Annotated in this window: 23 protein-coding genes; 12 read left to right on the top strand and 11 right to left on the bottom strand. The window is 64.1% G+C overall.

Annotation, left to right across the window (positions count from 1 at the left end; genetic code table 11):
- Positions 1-166: 166 nt before the first annotated feature.
- The 4 genes from ACVWVY_RS21500 to ACVWVY_RS21515 are packed head-to-tail and all read right to left on the bottom strand — an operon-like array spanning position 167 to position 3,988.
- Positions 167-913 carry an ABC transporter ATP-binding protein gene (locus tag ACVWVY_RS21500; RefSeq protein WP_456628263.1) on the bottom strand — a complete coding sequence of 249 codons (747 nt, stop codon included), beginning with the start codon at positions 911-913 and terminating at the stop codon, positions 167-169.
- Positions 910-1,743: an ABC transporter ATP-binding protein gene (locus ACVWVY_RS21505; RefSeq protein ID WP_456628264.1), complete on the bottom strand. Its 834-nt coding sequence runs from the start codon at positions 1,741-1,743 to the stop codon at positions 910-912. Before ACVWVY_RS21505 ends, ACVWVY_RS21500 begins: the two co-directional genes overlap by 4 nt.
- On the bottom strand, positions 1,740-3,059 hold the full coding sequence (gene livM, locus ACVWVY_RS21510) for a high-affinity branched-chain amino acid ABC transporter permease LivM (protein WP_456628265.1): 1,320 nt from the start codon (positions 3,057-3,059) through the stop codon (positions 1,740-1,742). The genes ACVWVY_RS21505 and livM overlap by 4 nt, the downstream gene beginning before the upstream one ends.
- Before the next feature lie 11 nt (positions 3,060-3,070).
- Positions 3,071-3,988: an ABC transporter permease subunit gene (locus tag ACVWVY_RS21515; RefSeq protein WP_456628266.1), complete on the bottom strand. Its 918-nt coding sequence runs from the start codon at positions 3,986-3,988 to the stop codon at positions 3,071-3,073.
- A 276-nt stretch (positions 3,989-4,264) separates the two neighbouring features.
- Between ACVWVY_RS21515 and ACVWVY_RS21520 the strand changes: the two genes are divergently transcribed.
- Entirely contained in the window at positions 4,265-4,429 is a 165-nt protein-coding gene (locus ACVWVY_RS21520; RefSeq protein ID WP_456628267.1) for a hypothetical protein, read from the top strand.
- Positions 4,430-4,612: 183 nt separating this feature from the next.
- Positions 4,613-5,116, top strand: a complete 504-nt coding sequence (locus ACVWVY_RS21525; RefSeq protein ID WP_456628268.1) for a hypothetical protein — start codon at positions 4,613-4,615, stop codon at positions 5,114-5,116.
- On the opposite strand, the gene ACVWVY_RS21530 is transcribed toward ACVWVY_RS21525, so the two are convergent.
- Positions 5,096-6,352 (bottom strand): MFS transporter, encoded by a 1,257-nt coding sequence (locus ACVWVY_RS21530; protein ID WP_456628269.1) that lies wholly within the window; start codon positions 6,350-6,352, stop codon positions 5,096-5,098. The genes ACVWVY_RS21525 and ACVWVY_RS21530 overlap by 21 nt on opposite strands.
- A gap of 111 nt (positions 6,353-6,463) precedes the next feature.
- Positions 6,464-7,345: an SDR family oxidoreductase gene (locus tag ACVWVY_RS21535; protein ID WP_456628270.1), complete on the bottom strand. Its 882-nt coding sequence runs from the start codon at positions 7,343-7,345 to the stop codon at positions 6,464-6,466.
- 97 nt (positions 7,346-7,442) lie between these two features.
- On the opposite strand from ACVWVY_RS21535, the gene ACVWVY_RS21540 reads away from it, so the two are divergent.
- Entirely contained in the window at positions 7,443-8,300 is an 858-nt protein-coding gene (locus ACVWVY_RS21540) for a helix-turn-helix transcriptional regulator (protein ID WP_456628271.1), read from the top strand.
- Here ACVWVY_RS21540 and ACVWVY_RS21545 read toward each other — a convergent pair.
- The 4 genes from ACVWVY_RS21545 to ACVWVY_RS21560 all read right to left on the bottom strand — a co-directional run bounded on the left by ACVWVY_RS21545 (position 8,280) and on the right by ACVWVY_RS21560 (position 12,902).
- The gene (locus ACVWVY_RS21545) at positions 8,280-8,672 is read right to left on the bottom strand and encodes a carboxymuconolactone decarboxylase family protein (protein ID WP_456628272.1); all 393 of its coding nucleotides are present in this window, start codon (positions 8,670-8,672) and stop codon (positions 8,280-8,282) included. The two genes, ACVWVY_RS21540 and ACVWVY_RS21545, sit on opposite strands and share 21 nt — an antisense overlap.
- 113 nt (positions 8,673-8,785) lie before the next feature.
- Positions 8,786-9,568 carry a 3-oxoadipate enol-lactonase gene (gene pcaD / locus ACVWVY_RS21550; protein ID WP_456628273.1) on the bottom strand — a complete coding sequence of 261 codons (783 nt, stop codon included), beginning with the start codon at positions 9,566-9,568 and terminating at the stop codon, positions 8,786-8,788.
- Between the two features lie 277 nt (positions 9,569-9,845).
- On the bottom strand, positions 9,846-11,201 hold the full coding sequence (locus tag ACVWVY_RS21555; protein WP_456628274.1) for a DUF2235 domain-containing protein: 1,356 nt from the start codon (positions 11,199-11,201) through the stop codon (positions 9,846-9,848).
- 345 nt (positions 11,202-11,546) lie between these two features.
- Positions 11,547-12,902: a 3-carboxy-cis,cis-muconate cycloisomerase gene (locus ACVWVY_RS21560; RefSeq protein WP_456628275.1), complete on the bottom strand. Its 1,356-nt coding sequence runs from the start codon at positions 12,900-12,902 to the stop codon at positions 11,547-11,549.
- A 168-nt stretch (positions 12,903-13,070) separates the two neighbouring features.
- On the opposite strand from ACVWVY_RS21560, the gene ACVWVY_RS21565 reads away from it, so the two are divergent.
- The 9 genes from ACVWVY_RS21565 (at position 13,071) to ACVWVY_RS21605 (ending at position 20,405) form a co-directional block, all read left to right on the top strand.
- Complete coding sequence (locus ACVWVY_RS21565) at positions 13,071-13,517, top strand: SRPBCC family protein (RefSeq protein ID WP_456628276.1); 447 nt, start codon at positions 13,071-13,073, stop codon at positions 13,515-13,517.
- 179 nt (positions 13,518-13,696) lie between these two features.
- Positions 13,697-14,182 (top strand): (2Fe-2S)-binding protein, encoded by a 486-nt coding sequence (locus tag ACVWVY_RS21570; protein WP_456628277.1) that lies wholly within the window; start codon positions 13,697-13,699, stop codon positions 14,180-14,182.
- A 35-nt stretch (positions 14,183-14,217) separates the two neighbouring features.
- Positions 14,218-15,021 carry an FAD binding domain-containing protein gene (locus tag ACVWVY_RS21575; protein WP_456628278.1) on the top strand — a complete coding sequence of 268 codons (804 nt, stop codon included), beginning with the start codon at positions 14,218-14,220 and terminating at the stop codon, positions 15,019-15,021.
- Between the two features lie 37 nt (positions 15,022-15,058).
- Entirely contained in the window at positions 15,059-15,967 is a 909-nt protein-coding gene (locus tag ACVWVY_RS21580) for an AAA family ATPase (RefSeq protein WP_456628279.1), read from the top strand.
- Positions 15,968-16,004: 37 nt separating this feature from the next.
- On the top strand, positions 16,005-17,210 hold the full coding sequence (locus tag ACVWVY_RS21585) for a vWA domain-containing protein (RefSeq protein WP_456628280.1): 1,206 nt from the start codon (positions 16,005-16,007) through the stop codon (positions 17,208-17,210).
- Between the two features lie 11 nt (positions 17,211-17,221).
- On the top strand, positions 17,222-17,551 hold the full coding sequence (locus ACVWVY_RS21590) for an XdhC family protein (protein WP_025589337.1): 330 nt from the start codon (positions 17,222-17,224) through the stop codon (positions 17,549-17,551).
- Complete coding sequence (locus ACVWVY_RS21595; protein WP_456628281.1) at positions 17,548-18,252, top strand: XdhC family protein; 705 nt, start codon at positions 17,548-17,550, stop codon at positions 18,250-18,252. The genes ACVWVY_RS21590 and ACVWVY_RS21595 overlap by 4 nt, the downstream gene beginning before the upstream one ends.
- Entirely contained in the window at positions 18,249-19,853 is a 1,605-nt protein-coding gene (locus ACVWVY_RS21600; protein WP_456628282.1) for an NTP transferase domain-containing protein, read from the top strand. Before ACVWVY_RS21595 ends, ACVWVY_RS21600 begins: the two co-directional genes overlap by 4 nt.
- A 162-nt stretch (positions 19,854-20,015) precedes the next feature.
- Positions 20,016-20,405 (top strand): DUF4189 domain-containing protein, encoded by a 390-nt coding sequence (locus ACVWVY_RS21605; protein ID WP_456632272.1) that lies wholly within the window; start codon positions 20,016-20,018, stop codon positions 20,403-20,405.
- Positions 20,406-20,545: 140 nt separating this feature from the next.
- Here ACVWVY_RS21605 and ACVWVY_RS21610 read toward each other — a convergent pair whose 3' ends face one another.
- A complete protein-coding gene (locus tag ACVWVY_RS21610; RefSeq protein WP_456628283.1) occupies positions 20,546-22,741 on the bottom strand; it encodes a peroxidase family protein in 2,196 nt (731 codons plus the stop codon).
- Positions 22,742-22,915 lie beyond the last annotated feature (174 nt).

A 22,915-nucleotide genomic window follows, 5' to 3' on the forward strand; every position in this document is an offset into this window, starting at 1 on the left:
CAGGAAGCACCCGGCACGCCGGGCACGAAAATCACGCCTATTGTCGGCTGATTTTACGGCGAAGTCATCGGCAATTTTCGGGCAAATCCACGGTCCGTTCGCAGCATCTTGCCGCAGCACGCGCCAGGATTTCGTACCAAGGCAAGGTGGCAGGCAGGCGGGAGCGCTATTCCCGCCGGCCGCCTTCCAGATAGGCGGCGCGGATTTCCGGGCGCTGCAGCAACTCGCTGCCGGTTCCGGACAGGGTGATCAGGCCATTGACCATGACATAGCCACGATGCGCCAGTTTCAACGCGTGGTTGGCGTTCTGTTCGACGATCAGAACGGTCAGGCCGTCCTGCCGGTTCAGGGTCCGGATCGCATCGAAAATCTGCCGCGCGATCAGGGGGGCCAGCCCGAGCGACGGCTCGTCCAGCATCAACAGGCGCGGCCGGCTCATCAGGGCCCGGCCAATCGCCAGCATCTGCTGCTCGCCGCCGGATAGCGTGCCGCCGCGCTGGGTCATGCGTTCCTTGAGCCGCGGGAACAGCGCGAAGACGCGCTCCAGGCCGCTCGCCCGATCGGCCTCGCTGCTATCGGTCGCATCAGCCCCCATCTGCAAATTTTCCGCCACGCTCATGCGCGGGAAGATGCGGCGACCCTCGGGCGACTGCGCGATGCGCAGTCGCGCGATCTCATGCGTCGGCACGCCGGTGATGTCGTGGCCGTCGAATTCGATGCGGCCCGCGCGGGCGCGGGGCCGGCCGAAGATCGTCATCATCAGGGTCGACTTGCCGGCGCCGTTGGCGCCGATCAGGGCGACGATTTCGCCGGCGTTGATGTCGATATCGACGCCCTTCAGCGCCTCGATCTTGCCGTAGGCCGCGCGCAGCGAGCGGATCGCGAGCAGGGGCGTTGCGGGTGACGCGCTCACGTGCCGCTCTCCATCACGGCGATGGCTTCTTCCTCGTCGGTGCCGAGATAGGCGGCGATCACCTTGGGATCGTCGCGGATCTGTTGCGGCGTGCCTTCGGCGATCTTCACCCCGTGATCCATCACCACGACGTGGTCGGAGATTTCCATCACCACGCTCATGTCGTGCTCGATCAGGAGGATCGAGGTGCCCTGATCCGCGCGGATCGAGAGCAGCAGTTCGCTTAAAGCGGCGCTTTCACGCGCGTTGAGGCCAGCCGCCGGCTCGTCGAGGCAAAGCAGCGCGGGCTGGGTGCACATCGCGCGCGCGATCTCCAGACGCCGCTGGTCGCCATAGGGCAAATTGCCGGCGGCATCGTCGGCGCGGTCCAGCAGCCCGATGCGGTCGAGCCAGGTCTGCGCCAGATCGATCGCGGCCTGCTCGGCCGTGCGCCAGGACGGTGCGCCGATCAGGCCCAGGAACGTCAGCCCGGAGGCGCGCATCAGCGCGTTGTGCTGCGCCACCATCAGGTTCTCCAGCGCCGTCATGCCGGGAAACAATCGGATGTTCTGAAATGTGCGCGCGACCTTGGCCAGCTTGGAGATCCGGAAATCGTTCAGCCGTTCGAGTTGGATCGTGCGGCCGTCATCGTGCGTGAGCCGCATCGCGCCTGAAGTGGGCTTGTAAAAGCCGGTGATGCAGTTGAACACCGTGGTCTTGCCGGCGCCGTTCGGCCCGATCAGCGCGGTGATCTTGCGCCGCTCGGCGTTGAAGGAGAGGTCGTTGACGGCGACGATGCCACCGAAGCGCATCGACAGCCGATCGACCGACAGGATGGGATCGCCGCTCATCCGTGTCCCTCCTTGACGAGGTCGGATGAGATCGCCTGACTGTGTTTCAGGAATACGGTCGGCGCCCGGTGGCCGATCAGGCCGCGCGGCCGCCAGATCATCAACAGCACCATCGCCATGCCGAACACCAGCATGCGGTACTGCTCGAGCCCACGGAACAGCTCGAAGCCGCCGATCATGGCGAGTGCGGCGAGCGCCACGCCGAGTTGCGAGCCCATGCCGCCCAGCACCACGATCGCCAGCACCAGCGCCGATTCATGGAAGGTGAAGGATTCCGGGCTGATGAAGCCTTGTCGGGTCGCGAAGAACGCGCCGGCAAAACCGCCGAACATCGCACCGGTCGCAAACGCGGTCAGCTTGGTCGTGGTGGTGTTGATGCCGAGCGCGCGGCAGGCGACCTCGTCCTCGCGCAGCGCTTCCCAGGCGCGGCCGATCGGCAGTCGCCGCAGCCGGATCGTGACCCAGTTGGTGAGCAGCGCCAGCGCCAGGATCAGATAGAACAGAAACACGATGCGGTGCGTCGGCGAGAATTCGATGCCGAGCATCGCCGCAAGCCCGTCATCGCCCGGTGTGAGCGGAATGCCGAACAGGGTCGGACGGGGAATGCCGGTGACGCCGTTCGGCCCGCCGGTCAGGCTCTGCCAGTTGATGATGACGAGGCGGATGATCTCGCCGAAGGCCAGCGTGACGATGGCGAGATAATCGCCGCGCAGCCGCAGCACGGGAAAACCGAGCAGCACGCCCCAGAAGGCGGCGAGGATGCCGGCGAGCGGCAGGCAGACCCAGAACGACAATCCGAAATTGGTCGCCAGCAGCGCGTAGGAATAGGCGCCGACGGCGTAGAACGCGACATAGCCGAGGTCGAGCAGGCCGGCGAGGCCGACCACCACGTTCAGCCCCCATCCGAGCATCACATAGGTGAGCACGAGGATTCCGAGGTCGAGGATGTAGCGCTCGTCGTAGAACAGGACCGGCACCAGAAACGTGAACACCAGCAGCACCGGTGCGACCAGGCGTCCGGCGAAGGAAAGTGTGCTCTGTACCGAAGCGGGGACCACCCTGACGGTTTCGACCGGTCCCCACCATTGCCGCAGCAACTCGATGAGGATGCTGCCGCCGAACACGGCCGCGACCATCGCGGCGAGGTCGCCGAACCGCGTCCAGTAGGTCAGTTGTCCGTCCGATCCAGCTTCGGTGCGCACGCCGATCATCAGCGAGAACAGCACCAGTGCCACGAGCGCACTGATCAGCGCTTTCTTGAGGATGAAGGCTACGCCCGGAGCGCGCGAGGTTTGGGCGGCGGGGGATGCGTTCACGCGGCGGCCCGTCAGACTTTTTCGACTTCGGGCCGGCCGAGCAGGCCGGTCGGAAGGAAGATCAGGACCACGATCAGGATCGAGAACGCGGCGACATCCTTGTACTCGACCGAGAAGTAGGCCGACCACAGCGTCTCGATCAGGCCGATCAGAAGCCCGCCCAGCATCGCGCCGGGCAGCGAACCGATGCCGCCGAGCACCGCCGCGGTGAACGCCTTGATGCCGGCGACAAAGCCCATGAAGAAATCAACCAGCCCATAATAGAGCAGGTACATCATGCCGGCGACCGCGGCGAGCGCCGCGCCGATTACGAAGGTCATCGAGATGGTGCGGTCGACGTCGACGCCGAGCAGCGAGGCCATGGTCTGGTCCTGCTCGCAGGCGCGCATGTCGCGCCCCAGCCGCGTGCGCGATACCAGCCAGGTGAACAACGCCAGCAGCACGATCGTGGTGATGACGACGATGATCTGGATGTTGGAAAGCTGCACCGCGAAGCCGCCCGCGCCCTCATGCAAGGTGTGGCCGCCGGTGATGATCGGCGGCACCGGTTTGACGCGCGCGCCTTGGGCTACCTGCGAAAAATTCGTCAGCACGAATGACATGCCGATCGCCGAGAGCATCGGCGCCAGGCGGAACGAGTGCCGCAGCGGTCGGTAGGCGATGCGCTCCACCGTCCAGCCATAGAGCGCCGTGATCGCCATCGATACCAGAAGCACGATCAGCAGGATCAGGGGGATGGCGGTCAGGCCGAACGAGACCAGGATCAGGAAGGTGATCAGCGCGATGAAGCCGCCGATCATGAAAATATCGCCATGGGCGAAATTGATCATGCCGACGATGCCGTAGACCATCGTGTAGCCGATCGCGATCAGGCCATAGATCGAGCCGAGCACGAGGCCGTTGATCAGTTGCTGGGCGAAATAATCCATGCGCTGCCGTGTCTAGAGCTAGCGACGCGGCGAGAGCTCCGGCAGCCCAGGACGACGCGTCGTGGCATTTTCTAACAGTGGGAACCGGGGGCGGCAACAGCGCCGGCTGCGGCTTAATTGGCTTGTACAGAGCTAGTTTTGCGGCAGGGGTTCCGGGCGCCACAGTCCGAACACGGCACTGCCGCGGAATGATCGCAGCGGAACCGGCGTTCCCCAGCAACGAACGCGCCCGCCCACCGTTGATTCCGTCTACGTCTAAGCAACGGAGAACACTCAATGACCAATCAGAACAATCCGGGCCAGCAGAACCAGAACCCGGGTCAGAAGCCCGGTCAGCAGCAGGGTGGCGGCCAGAAGCCGGGCCAGCAGCAGCAGGATCCCGGCCGAGAGAAGCCGAACCCGAACCGCCAGGGACAGCAGATTCCTGATAAGGACCGCTAGCTGGATTGGTGCGTGAATAAGGCCCCGCCGAAAGGCGGGGCTTTCTTTATGGCGCGGCCGGCCGCTCCCCGGTCCCGTTAAGGTAAACAAATGGTTTAAATTGCCGGTCGCAACTGCGGGGAGTTACGTCAACCCCTCAAAAGCGCGGCCTCTGACCGGGCCGTTGACCAGGCGGGAAGCGACATGTCCGGAAACCGGCGGATCAGCACATTCAACGGCGCGCTGCTGGCGGCCTATTTCATTCCGGCCTGGACCATCGCAGCCTTCAGGATCGTCGTTTCGCCAATCCAGGGTCTCTATGAGCGGCCGAACATTTCGCTGGCGCTGTTCGTCAGCGATCACCTGCAGCTCAGCGGATTGGCCACCGTCCGCGTCGCCTGGCTGCTGGCGCTCGGCCGCATGACCGTGGTGGCATTCCTGGCGGTGTTTCTGGTCTTCATCACCCGCGCGTCGATCCGAAAGGCCGGCGGCTCGAACGAGGCGCTCGCCGTAGCGCTCGCGATCGGCAGCGTGATGAGTTTTGCCGGCGTGGTGATGGCCTCGCAGGCGGGGGAGACGGCCGCGCTCCGGCTGCATGCGGCCGAGCTCTTGATGATGCTCGGCACGGTTATTGTCATGCTGATCGAGCAGCCCGCGCAGCCGATAACCGGCGCGGCGCCTGCCGGGTTAACCCTTCGGCAAACCTGATTTTGTCGCGCGGCGATAGAGGACGAACAGAAAAGCCAACAGCACGGCGGCCGACAGGCCGAGCGACCAGTGAATGCCGATCGCCGCACCGGCGAGGCCCACGGTGATGCCGCTGAAGGCCCGCATGCCGAGGCCTGCCATGTTGAACAGGCCGACAACGCGGCCGCGGATCTCGGCGGGCGCATTTATCTGGACCAGGGCCTGCGCCATTGTGTTGAACGACAGCTCGAAGAATCCTGCGGCAAACAGCCACGCGATCGCCAGCGTGTAGATTCCCACGGACGCGAACGCGAGCAGGGACAGGCTCCATAGAATAGCAAGCACGATGGCTGTCCGGGGATTGGGCTTGAGCCGTCCCCACGCTTCCAGCGCGATACCCGCAAGCAGCGCGCCGGCGGCGTCGGCGGCCAGCAGCACGCTGTAGGACACGCCGGGGTCGCCGTGCCCGAGATCGCCAGCAAAACCCGGCATCTGGGCGTGGTAGGCGTTGCCGATCATGAAAGAAGTCAGTCCGGCGAGCAGCGTCATCGAGGTCAGGACTCGCTGCGTGCCGATGTCGCGGACGGTCTGCACGATGTCGGCAAGGCCGCGGACCGGAATCCGCCGGGGCGCGGCGTCCTTGGCGCGGGTGGGTGCCCAGAACAGCCAGAGCAGCATCGGCAGATAGAACAGCGTGTTGAAAATGATGCCGTGGGAGGGGCCGAGCGCCAGCATGATGACGCCGCCGACGGCCGGACCGACCAGGATGCCCAGATAACGCGCCGTCGCGTTCAGCCGCACCGCGCTCGGCAGATTGGCCGGGCCGACGATGTCGTAGAGCAGCAGCTGGTTCGGCGTCTGCCAGAGCACGCCCGCGCAGCCATGGATGACGAGCAGCAGCATCGCGTGCCACATCTGGAGCGTGTCGGTGATGAAGAAGATGCCCCATCCCGCCGATGCCACGATGAAGAGCAGCATCCCGCACTGGATGATGCGGCGCGGATCGAACCGGTCGGCCAGCGAGCCTACGGCGACCGAAAACAGCAGGAACGGAAGCCAGTGCGACAGCACCGCAAAGCCGGCCAGCGCGGGCGAATGGAATTTCTGAAAGACCACCCAATAGCTGATCACGTGCTCGATATTGTCGGCCATCATAGCCAGCACATAGGCCGCGAACTGGGCCCGATAGGGCGCGGACTTCATGGCCGCGAACGAGCCGGAAGCCGCCGCGGGTGTCGTCGATGGTTGGGAGGTCAAGATATCACCTGGCAGGAACTTCACCGGCGCGGCGCTGCAATGCTGCCGAGCCGGCACTTTGCTCGCGCCGATACACGCTCGCGGTTCGGCGCTCAAGACACTTACATGTGCTCAGGCGAAATAGCCGCCCTGATCGAGATCGGCGAGGAGCCCCGGCTGCTCCGGCTGCCATCCCAGCGCCGATTGGGTTCGGGCGCTCGAGGCCGGCATGTCCATCGCGGCGAATCTCGCGATCCAGCCGAAGTGTTCAGCCGCCGCCTCACGCGTCTTGGAAACGACGGGCACGCCGAGCCTGCGGCCGATCACCTCGGCGATCGCCTTGAACGGCACGCCCTCGTCGGCGACCGCGTGATAGGGGCCGCTCTCGACGCCCTGTTCGAGCGCAAGCCGGTAGAGGCGGGCGGCATCGCGCCTGTTCACGCCGGGCCAGCGGTTCGCTCCATCGCCGACATAGGCCGCGACGCCTTTCTCGCGCGCGATATCGATCAGGCGCGGGACGAAACCGTGATCGCCGTCGCCATGGGTCGATGGCGCCAGCCGCACCGCTGATACGCGCACGCCCCGTGCAGCGACGGCGGCGGCCGCCGCCTCGGAGGCGCGTGGGGAATCGGGAGAGGGCCTGTCGGCCTCGGTCGCGATCCGGCCCGGCGCCAGCGACCCAAATCCTGAGGTCACCAGCATCGGCCGCGCGGATCCCTCCAGCACCGCGCCCATCGCTTCGATCGCACGCCGGTCTTCTGCGCAGTTCTCCAGGAATTTCGAGAAGTCATGATTGAAGGCCGTGTGGATGACGGCGTCTGCCTTGCGCGTGCCGTCGCGAAGGCTTTCCAGATCTTCAAGCGAGCCGCGATGGGCCGCGGCGCCCATGGTTGCGAGCGACAAAGCTCCGGCATCGGAGCGGGCGAGACCGAGCACCTGATGACCTGACGTGATGAGGTCGCCGACGATGGCGGAGCCGACAAAGCCGGTCGCGCCGGTCACGAAGATGCGCATGCGAAGGTCTCCAACAGTGTTCGGAGTCCATATCGCTCGCGCTATCATCATGTTAAAGTAGTGATATTATCGTGGTATAATCGCTAACAGGATCAAGGTGACGGCCGAAACCAACAATCTGCTCGGAAGCTACCTGAAGGGTCGCCGCGCCCGGCTTGATCCGGCCGCCTTCGGTTTCGCGGTGGGACGCAGGCGCACGCCGGGGCTGCGCCGGGAAGAAGTCGCCCAGCGCGCCAACATCAGCCCGACCTGGTACACATGGCTGGAGCAGGGGCGAGGCGGCGCCCCTTCGGCGGACGTGTTGAACCGGATCGCCGCGGCGCTGATGCTGACCGACATCGAGCGCGAACATGTCTTCCTGCTCGGGCTCGGCCGTCCACCCGAGGTCCGCTACAAGGCCGCTGAGGGCGTCACGCCCCGTTTGCAACGGCTGCTCGATGCGCTTGAGGTCAGTCCGGCGCTGATCAAGACCGCCACCTGGGACGTCGTCGCATGGAATCGCGCTGCCGCGGCGGTGTTGACCGACTATGGCGCGCTTCCACCTAGCCAGCGCAACATCCTTCGCCTCATCTTCTGCGACCCCCGCGTGCGGGCCGCGCAATATGATTGGGAAAGCGTGGCCCGCTTCGTAGTCGGCGCGTTCAGGGCGGATGCGGCGCGCGCCGGCGCTGTGTCCGAAGTCGGCGAACTCGTGGACGAGCTTTGCAAGCGCAGTCCGGAGTTTGAAGCGCTATGGCGCGACAACAACGTTCATGTTCACGGCGAGGGGGTCAAGCGCCTTCGGCATCCGATCCTCGGCCCGATCATGATGGAGTATTCCGCGTTCGGCGTGGATGGCCGACCCGACCTCGGCATGATCGTTTACAATCCCGCCACGCGTTCAGATGCCGATCGCATCAGATCGCTTGTGACATCGCAGCCGGTGCAGACGCAGCTAACCCTTCAGCAAACCTAATTCCGCGATGATCGCGCCAGCTTCCTTCACCGCGTGGTTGGCCGCCGGCACGCCGCAATAGATCGCCTGCTGCAGCAGGATTTCCTTGATGTCGTCGGGCGTGAAGCCGCCTTCGGAAAGTGCTGCGCGCACATGCAGGCGGAATTCATCCCACTGTCCCAGCGCCACCATGGTGCCGATCACGAGCACGCGGCGGGTGCGATGGTCGAAATGCGGCCGGGTCCAGATATCGCCCCAGGCATAGCGGGTGATGAGGTCCTGGAAATCGGTGTTGAAAGCGTTGCGGTTCTTGATCGACTTGTCGACCCATTCATTGCCGAGCACTTTTCGGCGCTGGGCCATGCCGTCGTCGCGGCGTTGGTTGTCGTCCATTGTACATTCTCCCCGTCATTGCGAGGAGCGAAGCGACGAAGCAATCCATGCCTCCACAAGCGGTGAAATGGATTGCTTCGCTTCGCTCGCAATGACGTCCTTGGTTGCGGTAACTAGCGTTGCGTCAAAAAGCCGACCAGCGCGTCGGTGAAGGCGTGCGGCTGCTCGACGTTCGAAATATGCGCCGCATCGAGGATGGTCATGCTGGCGCCGGGAATCCGGCTGCGCATGAATTCGGCGTCCGCGACCGTCGTCGACATGTCGTGGCGGCCGGCGATGACGAGCGTCGGGCTCTTGATCCTGGGCAGCAATTCGCGCTGGTCGAGCGTCGACAGCGCCTCGCAGCAGGCGATGTAGCCCTCGACCGGCGTGGTCAGCATCATCGCCTTCATGTTGGCTGCAATCTGCGGCTCGCGCTCGCGAAAATCCGCCGTCAGCCAGCCCGCCATCACGGCGTCGGCGACTGCGGCGATGCCGCCTTCTCTCACCGCCTTGATGCGGTCGTTCCAGCGTGTCGGATCCGGGTAATGGCAGGTGGTGTTGGCAAGCACGATCTTGCCGAATCTGTCTGACGCGTTGGCGCCCAGCCATTGCCCGACCATGCCGCCCATCGACAGGCCGCACCAATGGGCTTTTGCGATGTTGAGGTCGTCGAGGATCGCCAGCACGTCGCGGCCGAAACGCTCCAGCGAATAGGGGCCGGGCGGCACGTTCGACTTGCCATGACCGCGCCGGTCGTAGCGGACGACGCGGAACAGCTGGGTCAGCGCCTTCATCTGCGGCTCCCACATCTGCATGGTCGAGCCCAGCGAATTCGACAGCATCAGCGTCGGTCCGCCGTCGCGGCCTTCGACGGATACGTTGAGCAGGCACCCGTCGGCGTCGATCATCGGCATCTTGTGTTCCTCATCATGTGCGGGCAGACGCGCGAAGCACGGCTTCGCACGCGAGCCCGCGCAGCCATCCAGAAGAATCTATTCCAGTAGATGGATTGCCGGGTCAAGCCCGGTAACGACATCTGGACCAGGCCGCGTCCTCACGATGCGAGTTTGACGAATGCCAGATAGTTGGCTGCGAGTTTGTCGTACCGGGTCGCGACACGTCTGCATGTGACCCGAGGCTTACTCCACGTTGGGTGCATTGCGGTCACAACGGATGTCGTGCGTCGGGTCTTTAGATGTCAGGTGCCCAAACCGCGCGACAGCCGCACTCGGCCGCTACCGGGTTTTCGCATTTTTTCGTATGAATGCGGTGTTCTTTCAAGCCATTCCAAGGGTAGTCTTCTGGCTCATAGCAGCTCAGCGCGGTGGAGTGAACGGCAATCCTGCCTCCCCGAAGTGAGGCACCGATATTTCGCGGCCCGGCCGGCCCACATCGCCATATTTTTCGAGGCGGCGGGGGCTCATTTTCGAGGTCTCGACGCGGGCATATGTCAACAGCCTTCCAAAAAATCCACCGTGCGCAGTCTTTCCAAAAAATCCACCTCGCCCAGTCTTTCCATGCTTCGCGCCGAGCCAGTTCATCGTGCAGGTGCCATTTGGTGATTGTCGTGGCAAGTTCATTCACCTTCGTCTCCGCCTCATGGGAGATATTTAGACCATGCCCTCGGGCTTCCTCGAGCATCCAGCGCAGCGATACATCCGCCGGCGAGGAAGCCTCTCGCGGATAGCCGCCACCCACATCTGAATGACACCCGGCAAACCAGACCTCCTTCACGTCCTGCCATTGAATTTCTTGGCGGCTGCACTCGCCTGTACCCCAACAGGCCGGCACGTATGCCGCTGGTCGCGTATCGGCATCGAGTCCGCCCCATGTGGTTGGAGCATAAAACGACCGCCGCTCATGCAGTGAAAGTGCATGACGCACCGTTTTGACGATTGGGTTATGGCGGGTGTGGGGAAGATTCCTTGGAGAAAAGTACCCCACCGACTTCACGGTATCGAAAATCCCCAGAAATCTGATGCTGCAGGGATGCGAGTACTTTTCTCGAAATTCCTGAACTTTTTCTTTGTTCCAACGGAGCTCCTCAGAGCTCTTTGCCTGTTCAAAGTGTCTGCGATATAGCCGGTAGGCCTCCTCGATTTTGTCTTTGTCCAGGTGGCACCGCTTGACCAGGCCGCACCTGTAAATCAGTCCGGCGAGGGCGCGTGCGGTGAACGCCCCACGGCTGAAACCGAAGAGATATACGTGGTCCCCTGGGTCGTAGTGCTCTGCGAGCTCGCTGTAGAGCCGCTTGATATTCCACTTGGTGCCATACCCGAAGCCTGATCCGAGCAACAATACCGCGAGTCCCCTGGGCGAATCCTTGATGGGAAAGGGACCGTTACCCTTACAGGTGCCGCGCGGACTCCGAAATGCGCCCTCCAGCTCGGCCTGCGTCTTAAGCGTGCCGACTCCAGGATCGTAAATGACCCGCTGCCGGTGTGGATTCCGGATGTCGGCCATCCTGCAGAGCCGGAGCACATTGGTATCGTGATTTCCGACCGTGTTGCCGGTCCCGTCAGCAAAGATCGCGATGTTCTTGCCCATGGCACGCTCCTGCGCTGGCCGATGGATATCCTCCAGATTTCGATGCGTCGTCATTCGGTCGCCGCCGCCACTGATTCCAGTGGAGGAGCGTCGCAAATGCTGTTCGAAGATCAGGACAAGGTCCTACCGCATGCGATGGAATCGAGGTGTCGCAACGAGTAAGCCGGCATCTGCTGCCCAATCGAATGGACGGCATCTGACGTAAAGAAACAGGCTAGCAGGTTTGAGAGCCGCCGACTGTGAGTTCGGTTACATTTGGATATTTTCGGGCATCGGGACAAATCTCCTCGATGTCGTCGCTGCCGGGGTGCGCCAGATCTCCAGCGACTGTTTATGCGTCCGGACCTAGTCTTGATCGAGTGAAGCGAGCAGGCGGTCGATCAGGGCTTGCGAGGCGCCCTGATAGGCCATCGGCTCGAAAAGTTTTGCCAGTTGCTCCGCACCGAGATGCGCGGTGACCTTTGGGTCGGCGGCCAACACGTCGCGCAAATGTTTCTTGTCGGTGACGGCCTTCTTGCTCGCCGCCTCGATCAGATGATGCGCGTCGCTCTTGCCGATCTTCTCGGCGAGCGCAAAGGTGACGGCTTCCGCCATGATCAGCCCATGCGTCGAATCGAGATTGCTGCGCATGCGCGCCGTATCGATCTCCAGCCCCTCGGCGATATCGACGATCGCCGCCAGCGCGCCCGAGGTGACCAGCAGCAGCGTCGGCAGCGTCGGCCATTCCGCGTGCCAGGGGCCGGCGCTGCGCTCATGGTCCTGCACCTGCGCCGCAAGGATCGTTGCCGCGAGATTGGGGGCCATGGTGGCCGCCGCCAGCGCGCTGGCCGCCGCGACGGGATTGCGCTTGTGCGGCATGGTGGAGGAGCCGCCGCGGCCTTCGCCGGAGGGCTCGAAAGCTTCGCCGACGTCAGTCTGCATCATCAGCGAAACATCGCGCGCGATCTTGCCGCAGGTGCCGGCGATGATGGCGAGCACGGAGGCTGCTTCCGCGATGCGGTCGCGGTGGGTGTGCCAGGGCGCATCTGATAGCGGCAGGTTAAGTTCGCCAGCCAGCTTTTCCGCGACCAGCAAGCCCTTGTCGCCGAGGGCGGCGAGCGTGCCGGCCGCGCCGCCGAATTGCAGCGCCAGCGTCTCGGTGCGCAGGCGCTGCAGCCGCAGTTTCGAGCGGTGCAGCGCCGCGGCATATTCGGCGAGCTTCAGCCCGAACGGCATCGGCAGCGCGTGCTGCAGCCAGGTGCGGGCGACGACAGGGGTATTGCGGTGCTGACGCGCCAGTCCGGCAAAGCCCGCGATCGCGCGGTTGATGTCGGCGAGCAGCGCATCGATGCCGGCGCGAAGCCCGAGCATGGCGCCGGTATCGATCGCGTCCTGGCTGGTCGCGCCCCAATGGACGTAACGCGCGGCTTCCGCATCCACCTTGGCGACGTTGGCCGTCAGCGCCTTGACGAGCGGGATGGCGAGGTTGCCGGACCTGGTCGCGGCGTCGGCCAGGCCTGCGATGTCGAATGATTCGGCCCGGCACGCATTCGTGATCGGCTCAGCCGCGCTTGCCGGAATCACCCCGAGCGTCGCCTCGGCGCGCGCCAGCGCCGCCTCGAAATCCAGCATGTTTTGCAGGGTCGCGACATCGTCGCAGACCGCGCGCATCGCCGCGCTCGACAGCATTGGAGCCAGCAGGGGGGAAAGGGATGTGCTCATCTGCGTGCGACCTAACCATCCCGGCCTGTCCATGCCAATGCCCTTGTCGCGTTGCACTTGTTGCACTTGCGAATATGCACCGCTCCTCGCGTCAGGCGGCCTTCCTTTTGGCCCGGCCGTGCTTTACTTGGGGATATCAGGTTGAAGTGCGATCCAGGAGGCACCCCCATGGCCATGACGATGAACGGCGAAGTCCAGCTTGCGGCGTCGCGCGAGGCCGTGTGGGCCAAGCTGAACGATCCGGAGGTGCTGAAGGCCTGCATTCCCGGCTGCGAGGAACTGGAAAAGACCGAGGACAACGGCTTCCGCGCCACCGCCAAAATGAAGGTCGGGCCGGTCTCCGCCCGCTTCAAGGGCAAGGTCAATTTGAGCGATCTCGATCCGCCCAACGGCTACAGGATCTCGGGCGAAGGCGAGGGCGGTGTCGCCGGCTTTGCCAAGGGTGGCGCCACCGTGGCGCTCGCCGAAAAGGATGGCGGTACCCTGCTGAGCTATAATGTCGAGGCCCAGATCGGCGGCAAGCTCGCCCAGCTCGGCCAGCGCCTGATCAACGGCGCGGCCAAGAAACTGGCCGACGAGTTCTTCACCAATTTCGCCAAGGCCGTGCAAGGCTGATAGGGCTGATTCTGCGCGGCCCAGCCCGGTCGAACAGGCCCGTCAAGTCACTCAGGCCATGCCCCAGGCGAGGGGCTCCTGAGGTTGCTCATTACCGGGTTGGCCCATATTATGGCATTTGGAATGACTTTAAACGCCTGTGCGGCCGATATGCGGCGGTGCAGCTCAAGAGAGTGCTGATGGCCAAGATTTCCCTGATCGTGAACGGTAACCCCGTAAACGCCAATGTCGATTCCCGTACCCTGCTGGTCCAGTTGCTGCGGGAAAATCTGCGACTGACGGGCACCCATGTCGGCTGCGACACCTCGCAATGCGGCGCCTGCGTCGTGCATCTCGACGGCAAGGCGGTGAAATCCTGCACCACGCTCGCGGTCATGGCCGACGGCCATGAGGTTCGCACCATCGAGGGGCTGGCCGCCGACGGCGCGCCGCTGCATCCGATGCAGGAAGCTTTTCGCGAACACCACGGCCTGCAGTGCGGCTTCTGCACCCCCGGCATGATCATGACCGCGGTCGATCTGGTCCATCGCAAGGGCCATGACCTCTCGGACCAGGTCATCCGCGAGGAGCTCGAAGGCAATCTGTGCCGCTGCACCGGTTATCAGAACATCGTCCAGTCGATCGCCGCTGGCGCCAAGGCGATGGCCAAATCCGACCTCGCTTAATTGATTTCATCGCGACCGCGATCAGGAAATTCTCAATGTACGAATTCAAATATCATCGTCCGGCGACCGTGCGGCAGGCCGCCAATCTCCTGGTGAAGAACGAAGACGCCAAGGTGATCGCCGGCGGCCACACGCTGGTGCCGGTCATGAAGCAGCGCCTTGCCAGCCCGCCGCATCTGGTTGACCTCTCCCATATCGAAGGGCTCGACGCCATCGAGATGAAGGGCCGTTCGCTGGTGATCGGCGCGACCGCCAGGCATGCCGACGTCGCGACGTCGCCGATCGTCGGCGAAGCTATACCGGCGCTCGCCGAACTCGCCGGCGGAATCGGCGATCCCGCGGTGCGCCACAAGGGCACCATCGGCGGCTCGCTCGCCAACAACGACCCGACCGCGGATTATCCGGCAGCCGTGCTCGCGCTCGGCGCCACCATCGTCACCAACAAGCGCCGCCTCAAGGCGGAAGAATTCTTCCAGGGCCTGTTCACGACTGCGCTGGAGAGCGACGAGATCATCACCAAGGTGATGTTCCCGCTGCCGAAGAAGGCCGCCTACATCAAGTTCCGCAACCAGGCCTCGCGTTACGCGCTGGTCGGCGTGTTCGTTGCCAGGCGTCCGTCGGACGTGCGCGTGGCGGTCACCGGCGCAGGCTCGGACGGCGTGTTCCGCGCCACCGCATTCGAGGAAGCGCTGAAGAAGCGTTTTTCGCACAAGGTGCTCGACGGCATCTCGGCATCGGCCGACGGGCTGAACAGCGATCTGCACGGCAGCGCCGAATACCGCGCGCATCTGATCGGCGTCCTGACGCGCCGCGCCGTCGAAGCCGCGACGGCGAAGTAAGTTTGCCGGTTTCTGGCTTATCAAGATTGGCTTTTCCATGAGTGCATCGGCGCTGCCCAAATCCGTCGATGCGATGTTGGAGCTCCTGACCTCGCGCGGCTATCTGGCCGAGCGGTCGCTGGCGACGGTGACCTATCTGTCGCTGCGCATGGGCCGGCCGCTGTTCCTCGAAGGCGAGGCCGGCGTCGGCAAGACCGAAATTGCAAAGGTTCTTTCGGCGGCGCTCGGGCGCAAGCTGATCCGCCTGCAATGCTACGAAGGCCTCGACGTTGCCTCTGCCGTCTACGAGTGGAGCAGCGCGGCGCAGATGATCGCGATCCGGCTGGCGGAAGCCGCCGGCGATACCGACCGCGAGCAATTGTCGTCGGATATTTTTGCCGAGCGCTTTCTGATCAAGCGCCCGCTGCTGCAGGCGCTGGAGCCGGATGTCGCGGGCGCGCCGGTGCTCTTGATCGACGAACTCGACCGCGCCGACGAGGCGTTCGAAGCGTATCTTCTGGAAATCCTCAGCGACTTCCAGGTCACGATCCCCGAATTCGGTACCATCAAGGCGCCGCAGCCGCCGATCGTCATCATCACCTCGAACCGCACCCGCGAGATCCACGACGCGCTGAAGCGGCGCTGTCTCTATCACTGGGTCGACTATCCGAACGCCGAGCGTGAGCTCGCGATCGTCAAGTCGCGCGTGCCTGATATTTCCGCAAAGCTGTCGCAGCAGGTCGTGCGCTTCGTGCAGGCGCTGCGCGACCAGGATTTCTACAAGTCGCCGGGGGTAGCCGAAACCATCGACTGGGCGACCGCGCTGACCGAACTCGACGCCCGTTCGCTGACGCCGCAAATGGTCGGCGATACGCTGGGAGCGCTGTTGAAATACCAGGACGACATCGCGCGGATGCAGGGCGACACGCTGCAGAAGGTTTTGAAGGAAGCGACGAGCGAAAATTGAGCCGCGCGTCGCGCGCCCCGGAGTGACGGGTTGCACCATGACTGACATCGATCATCTCAATCCCCCCACCGGGCATATGGCCGACAATGTCGTCGGCTTTGCGCGTGCGCTGCGCGCAGCCGGGATTCCCGTCGGTCCCGGCGCGGTCATCGACGCGCTCAACGCCCTGCAGGCGATCGAGATCGGCAAGCGCGCCGACGTCTACACCACGCTGGAGGCGATCTTCGTCAAGCGCCACGAGCACATGCTGATCTTTGCCCAGGCCTTCGACCTGTTCTTCCGCGCCGCCGAAGACTGGAAGCACATGCTGGATTCGGTGCCGCTGCCGGACCATGCCAAAAAGAAGCCGCCGCCGGCCTCGCGCCGCGTGCAGGAGGCGCTGGCGCAGCCGTCGATGCGCGATGAGGCGCCGCAGGTGCAGGAGCAGGAACTGCGGCTGTCGGTCTCCGACAAGGAGATCCTGCAGAAAAAGGACTTTGCGCAAATGAGCGCGGCCGAGATCGCCGAGGTCACCCGCGCCATCGCCAATATGAAGCTGCCGCAGGCGGAGCTGCGCACGCGCCGCTATCAGCCCGACGCCAAGGGCCTGCGGCTCGACATGCGCCGCACCCTGCGCAGTTCCCTGCGCACCGGTGGTGAGATCATCGACATCCGAAAGCTCGGCCGGATCGACAAGCCGGCGCCGATCGTGGCGCTCTTGGATATCTCGGGATCGATGAGCGAATATACCCGCCTGTTCCTGCATTTCCTGCATGCCATCACCGACGCCCGCAAGCGGGTGTCCGTGTTCCTGTTCGGCACAAGGCTCACCAATGTGACGCGGGCGCTGCGGGCACGCGATCCGGATGAAGCGCTGGCGAGCTGTTCGTCCTCGGTGGAGGACTGGGCCGGCGGCACCCGCATCGCCACCTCGCTGCACTCTTTCAACAAATTGTGGGGCCGCCGCGTGCTCGGACAGGGCGCCATCGTGCTGCTGATATCCGACGGGCTGGAGCGCGAGGCCGACGCCAAGCTCGCCTTCGAGATGGACCGGCTGCACCGCTCCTGCCGCCGCCTGATCTGGCTCAACCCGCTGCTGCGCTACAGCGCCTTCGAGGCCAAGGCGCAGGGTATCAAAATGATGCTGCCGCACGTTGACGAATTCCGCCCGGTGCATAACTTGACATCGATGGAAGGGCTGATCGAGGCGCTTTCCGCGCCGCCCCCGCCGCACCACATGAGCCGCATCCGCTCCGCAGCTTGAAAGGGCCCCACATGCTCAACCGCGACGAAGACATTCTGCAGGCCGCCGAGAACTGGCAGAAGGCCGGCCACGGCGTCGCGCTCGCGACCGTGGTCGAAACCTGGGGCTCGGCCCCGAGGCCGGCCGGCTCAAGCCTCGTCATCAACGATGACGGGACGTTCTTGGGGAGCGTCTCCGGCGGCTGCGTCGAGGGCGCGGTCGTCACCGAGGCGCTGGACGTGATCGCCAGCGGCAAGCCAAAGATGCTCGAATTCGGCGTCGCCGACGAGACCGCCTGGAATGTCGGCCTGTCCTGCGGCGGCACCATCCGCGTCTTCGTCGAGAAAGTGGGTCAGTCGTGAAACTCGAAACCCTGACGCAGGTCAACGTCGAGCGCGCCGCGCGCCGGCCGGTGATCGTGATCACCGATACCGCCAATGGCGAACAGCGGCTGGTGAAGGCGAAGGATATCGCGACCGATCCATTGAGCACTGAGCTTTCAAAGCAGCTCCGCATGGGCAAGAGCGGCACGATCGAGAGCGGTGGCAAAAAGCTGTTCCTCAATGTCTACGCGCCGACCGCGCGGCTCGTGATCGTCGGCGCGGTCCATATCAGCCAGGCGCTGGCGCCGCTGGCGCGTTCGCTCGATTACGACGTGACGGTGGTGGACCCGCGCACGGCCTTTGCAAGCCCCGAACGCTTTCCCGACGTGCCGCTGGTCGCGGAATGGCCAGACGTCGCGTTGCCGCCGCTCAATGTCGATCACTACACCGCGTTCGTCGCCGTCACGCATGATCCGAAAATCGACGATCCTGCGCTGCTGCACGCCTTTGCGCGCGACTGCTTCTATATCGGCGCACTCGGCTCGCGAAAAACCCACGCCAAACGCGCCGAGCGGCTGAAAGCGCAGGGCGCGTCGGACGCCGACATCGCGCGCATTCATGCGCCGATCGGGCTTTCGATCGGTGCGGTGTCGCCGTCGGAGATCGCGGTCTCGATCATGGCCGAGATCACCGCCGAACTTCGATTGCCGAAAGAAACCGTGAAGGTGCAGGCGGCATGAAGTTCGGTCCCGCCAGTCCGGCCGACGCGATTGGCGGCGTCACCGTGCACACGCTGCGGCAGGGTTCGCTGGTGCTCAAGAAAGGCACCACGGTCGGCCCGGCCGAGGTTGAGGCGCTCAAAAAGGCGGGCGTGAAAGAAGTCGTCGTGGTCCGGCTGGAGAAAGGCGACGTCTCCGAAGACGCCGCCGCCGCCAGCATCGCGCAGGCGGTTGCAGGTGAGGGCGTCAATGTCGAGCGCGCCTTTACCGGCCGCTCCAATCTGTTCGCGGCCCAGGCCGGCGTGCTGGTGGTGGATCGTGCCGCGGTCGATCGCATCAACGGCGTCGACGAAGCCATTACCTTCGCGACGCTCTCGGCCTTCAAGCCGGTGGTCGAAGGCGAGATGATCGCAACAGTAAAGCTTATTCCGTTCGGCGTCGAAGCGAGGCTGCGCGATGCGGCCGTGGCGGTCGCCGGCAAGGACACGCTGCGGATTGCGCCCTACACCATCACGAAGGTCGGCGTGGTCTCAACGCTGCTGCCCGGGCTTGCGCCAAAGGTAATCGACAAGACCCTGCGCGTCACGGCGGAACGGCTGGCGCCAGCGGGGGCCAGCATCATCGCCGAACGCCGCGTGGCGCATGACGAGGCGGCGCTGGCGTCGTCTATCAAGGAATTGCTCGGCCTCGGCGCCGAACTGGTGATCGTGTTCGGTGCGTCCGCGATCGCTGACCGCCGCGACGTCATCCCGGCCGCGATCACCGAAATCGGCGGCCGGATCGAGCATTTCGGCATGCCGGTCGATCCCGGCAATTTGCTGCTGATCGGCAGTGCCGGTGGCGTGCCGGTCTTGGGCGCGCCGGGCTGTGCACGCTCGCCGGTTGAAAACGGTTTTGACTGGGTGCTGATGCGCCTTCTCGCCGGCCTGAAGGTCACGCGTGCCGAGCTGACCGGCATGGGCGTCGGCGGCCTCCTGATGGAAATCGTCACACGGCCACAGCCGCGCACCGTTGCCGACCTCGAAGCCAACCGCAACGTTGCGGCAATCGTGCTCGCCGCCGGACGCTCGACGCGGATGGGCGGCCCCAACAAGCTCTTGGCCGAAATCGACGGCAAGAAGCTGGTACGGATCGCCGCGGAGCAGGCGCTGGCCTCCAGGGCGACAGGCGTCATCGTCGTCACCGGCCATCAGGCCGATCTCGTCGAACAGGCGCTGGCGGGGCTGAACGTAAAATTCGTCCGCAACCCGGATTTCGCCGGCGGCCTCGCATCCTCGGTCAAGGCCGGCATATCAGCGGTGCCCGACAATGCCGACGGCGCCGTCGTCTGCCTCGGCGACATGCCGCTGATCTCTGCCAAACTGATCGACCAGTTGATCGAAACCTTTGCGCCGGACCGCGGCCATCTGATCGCCGTCCCCGTCAGCGACGGCCGCCGCGGCAATCCCGTGCTGTGGTCGCGGCGCTTCTTCAAGGAGCTGATGACGCTCGACGGCGATGTCGGCGCGCGGCACCTGATCGCCAAGCATGCCGAGGCGGTCGCCGAAGTCCCGGTCGATGGCCAGAGCGCCTTCCTCGACATCGACACCCCGCAGGCGCTCGAGGCGGCGCGAGGATCGTAGCTTCGTACGTTGGGCAAAGCGAAGCGTGCCCACCATTCAAGGCAATGCTCGACGATAGATGGTGGGCACGCTTCGCTTTGCCCACCCTACCGATCCTCTATTCACCAACTGGAAACCCGCTCCCGCTAGAATCTCTCGGTTACCTCGGGGGAGGGGATTTTGATTATTTCGACCGTGGCGGCGCAGCGCCGCGCACTCTTTGTCGTTGCGCTGACTTTGATACTGGGTGTCTCGGGCTACATCAGCAAGGCATGGGCGGCCGGCGCATTCGCGGTCGGCAAGTGCGGCGCCTATGGCCAGGCCTATGACTATCCCGCCGAGGCCGTCGCGCGCGCGGCGGCGTTGAAGCAGTGCAAGGGCAACTGCACTGCCGTTACCATGAAGCGCGCCTGCGCGGCGTTCGCCGTTGACATGACCAACCCCTGCGGTCCCCACGGCTATGCCGTGAAGCCGAAGATTTCGAGCTCGCTCAACGCCGCGACCAGGAAGTGTTACGAATTCGGCGGCAAGCAATGCGTGATCCGCGCCTGGGCCTGCGACGCCAAGGGGTGATCATTCCGGGGGGCGCGTCAGCGCGTAGAGTTGGCCCAACCTCTCGCGGCTACCCGTCCGCGTTCAATGTTCCTTCTCATCCATTGCCAAAACTGATGGCGCCCGCACCCGGGCGACGGGCGCTCGGGTGCGGGAGCAAATCAATGCTGCGGTCTGGTCAGGAAGGAATCCTGACCCCGGATGGCGCCATCCGACACGGCCGCCACGATCTGACCGGGATCGCCCCGGCCAGAGCTGCCGGCCAGATACTGGTTCAGCAGCGCAAAGCTCTGGTTTGCCAGGGACGACGCGGTCGAGCCGTTCGCATGCGGGGTAGCAGAACCCTGACCTGCCGGCCCCCCGGTGGTCGTGCCGGTCGCAGGCGTCTGATCGCTGGTGAGGGAGTCGCGAAGCTGGCCCCACCATCCAAAGCCCTGACCCTCCCGCGGCGTGGTCGTCCCACCGCTGGCAATCCAGTCGTAATGGTGCAACTCATTCGGCCTCACGCCGACCAAGTCGATGGTCTCGTTGCCGACCTGCAACAATGTTCCCCCGTGATGGTCAGATGATTTCCGGACATAGGCATCGCTCCCGAGTTGCAGCTTGTCCTCACTCGGGTCGAAGTCAGTGATGGTTACGGTGTTGTGTCTCCCCTTGATGTCGTCAAGGTTGATCACGAAGGTGTCGGCCCCATCACCGCCGGTCATGGTCATGTGGCCGCGCGCCGCCACCAACGTGTCAGCGAGATCCCCGCCGGTCAGGGTATCCTTGCCGGCCGATCCGACCACGAGTTGCGCCATGCCTTCGGCGGCGTCTTCTCCGGTCGGGTCTACGCGTCCGAGGGTACCGCTGTGCCGCTCGGTGGCGACGAAGGCATCACTCTGCATTGCCGTGGTGTCGGTATCACGCAGGATCAGGTCCGACAGGGTGGTGCTCTTGATCTCCTTCAGGGTTGCCTTGTCGAAGTTCTGGTTCTCGAAATAGTACCGATCGCCGTCGCGCAGGGCAGCGAACTGATCTCCGATGATCTTGCCGAAGGTAGGTCCGATGACGGCGCCTTCGGTATGATCCTCCGCCAGTCCACCGGCCCACAAATCGACGGCATCGATATCGCCATAGGCTTTCTCGAACGCCGCTGCCGTCTCCGGATCAGAGCTGAGCTGATCGAAGCTGGTGTAGGGCGCAAGCCCCAGCGCCTCCCGCGTCTGGTTCAGCGTGCCCAATCCCATATCATGGCCGCGCTGGATGTTGATCGCCGCCAGATCCATGCCGTCAGGGGGATCGGACAGGAAGTTACGCAAGCCGTCGACAATGTGGGCGTCCAGCAGGTTGGCCAGGTCTCCCGCCAGATGCCGAAGCAGGCCATCTGCGCCCGTAGCGTTGAACGTCTCCGGCTTTTCGAAGAACGATTCCGCCAGCGTCTGCTCCGACGTGAAGGCGCCCAGATTGCTGATTGCGCTGATCTCGTCGGAGACGATCGAGTGACCGAACCGAAAGGCGGCGCCGGCAAACTCTTCGGTGATCCGCGGGTCCACCGTGGGGTCATAGCCGTGATACGGCTTGATCGCGTCCTCGCCCAACAAATGCGGCAGCCACTCGTTATAGGTGATGTTGACCATCTCGGCCGTAGTGATGGCCTTGGCGGTCTCGTACAATTTGTCGCCGCTCCAGTTCGGATGTTCCTCATGCAGTCGATCGACCTGATAATTGTGCTCGCGCACGAACAACACCTGCAAGGCGGTCAGGTCGGGGTTCTCCTGCGCCCGCACGTCGCCGGCAGCAAAGGCCTTGCCTTGAGGGGTATCGACAATCGGCAGATTGTCGCCTTCAGACATTTTCATATGACCGTCGGCGGTCCGCAGGCTCGCTGCGGTGGCTGCGTCGGATCCGTATATCTGCGATCCATCCAGCCAACCCGTGACCGTATTGATGGCAGTCGCGGGCTTCCCGGGAACACCGGTCGCAGGATCGATCGCTACCCGCATCAAGGGGATTTTGCCGGACAGCAACGGGTCATCCTCCGGGACCGGGATCGAGATGTCCTTGGTTGTATCTGACTTTTGCAGGTCCAGATCGTGATCGATGAACTGGCCCCACGCATACATCATGCCTGATAGCGCGACGCCGTTGTCATCCGTCAAATGCGGGCCGTCTTCGCCGGCGTCCTCCTGTGCCACAACGATGTTGCTGATCTTGCGGGGGTTTGGCCCCGTTGTCATTTCATTGAACCCATCGGCGAAATTCGCCGGACCGACCCGAGCAAAGTCGGTGCCGGCCTGATTCACGGTGGGATCGGCAAGGTTGTTGTTGGAGCCGTCGATGGTACGGAAATCGAGGGTACGGAAATGCAGTGCCATGGCTCACCCTCCCTGTAGAGTGTATGGCCCCAGCTCCTGCGTGCATTGACCGCCCCTTGGCGGCCCTTGAAATGGCGCTTTCATGATTCAATGTGATTGTTGCGTGACTGTTGCGAGACGGCATGCGGGCTTTTCGGAGACGTCGCGGGAGACGAGTCGGTCAGCTTTCATCGC

This window comes from Bradyrhizobium sp. URHC0002, from assembly GCF_054059515.1.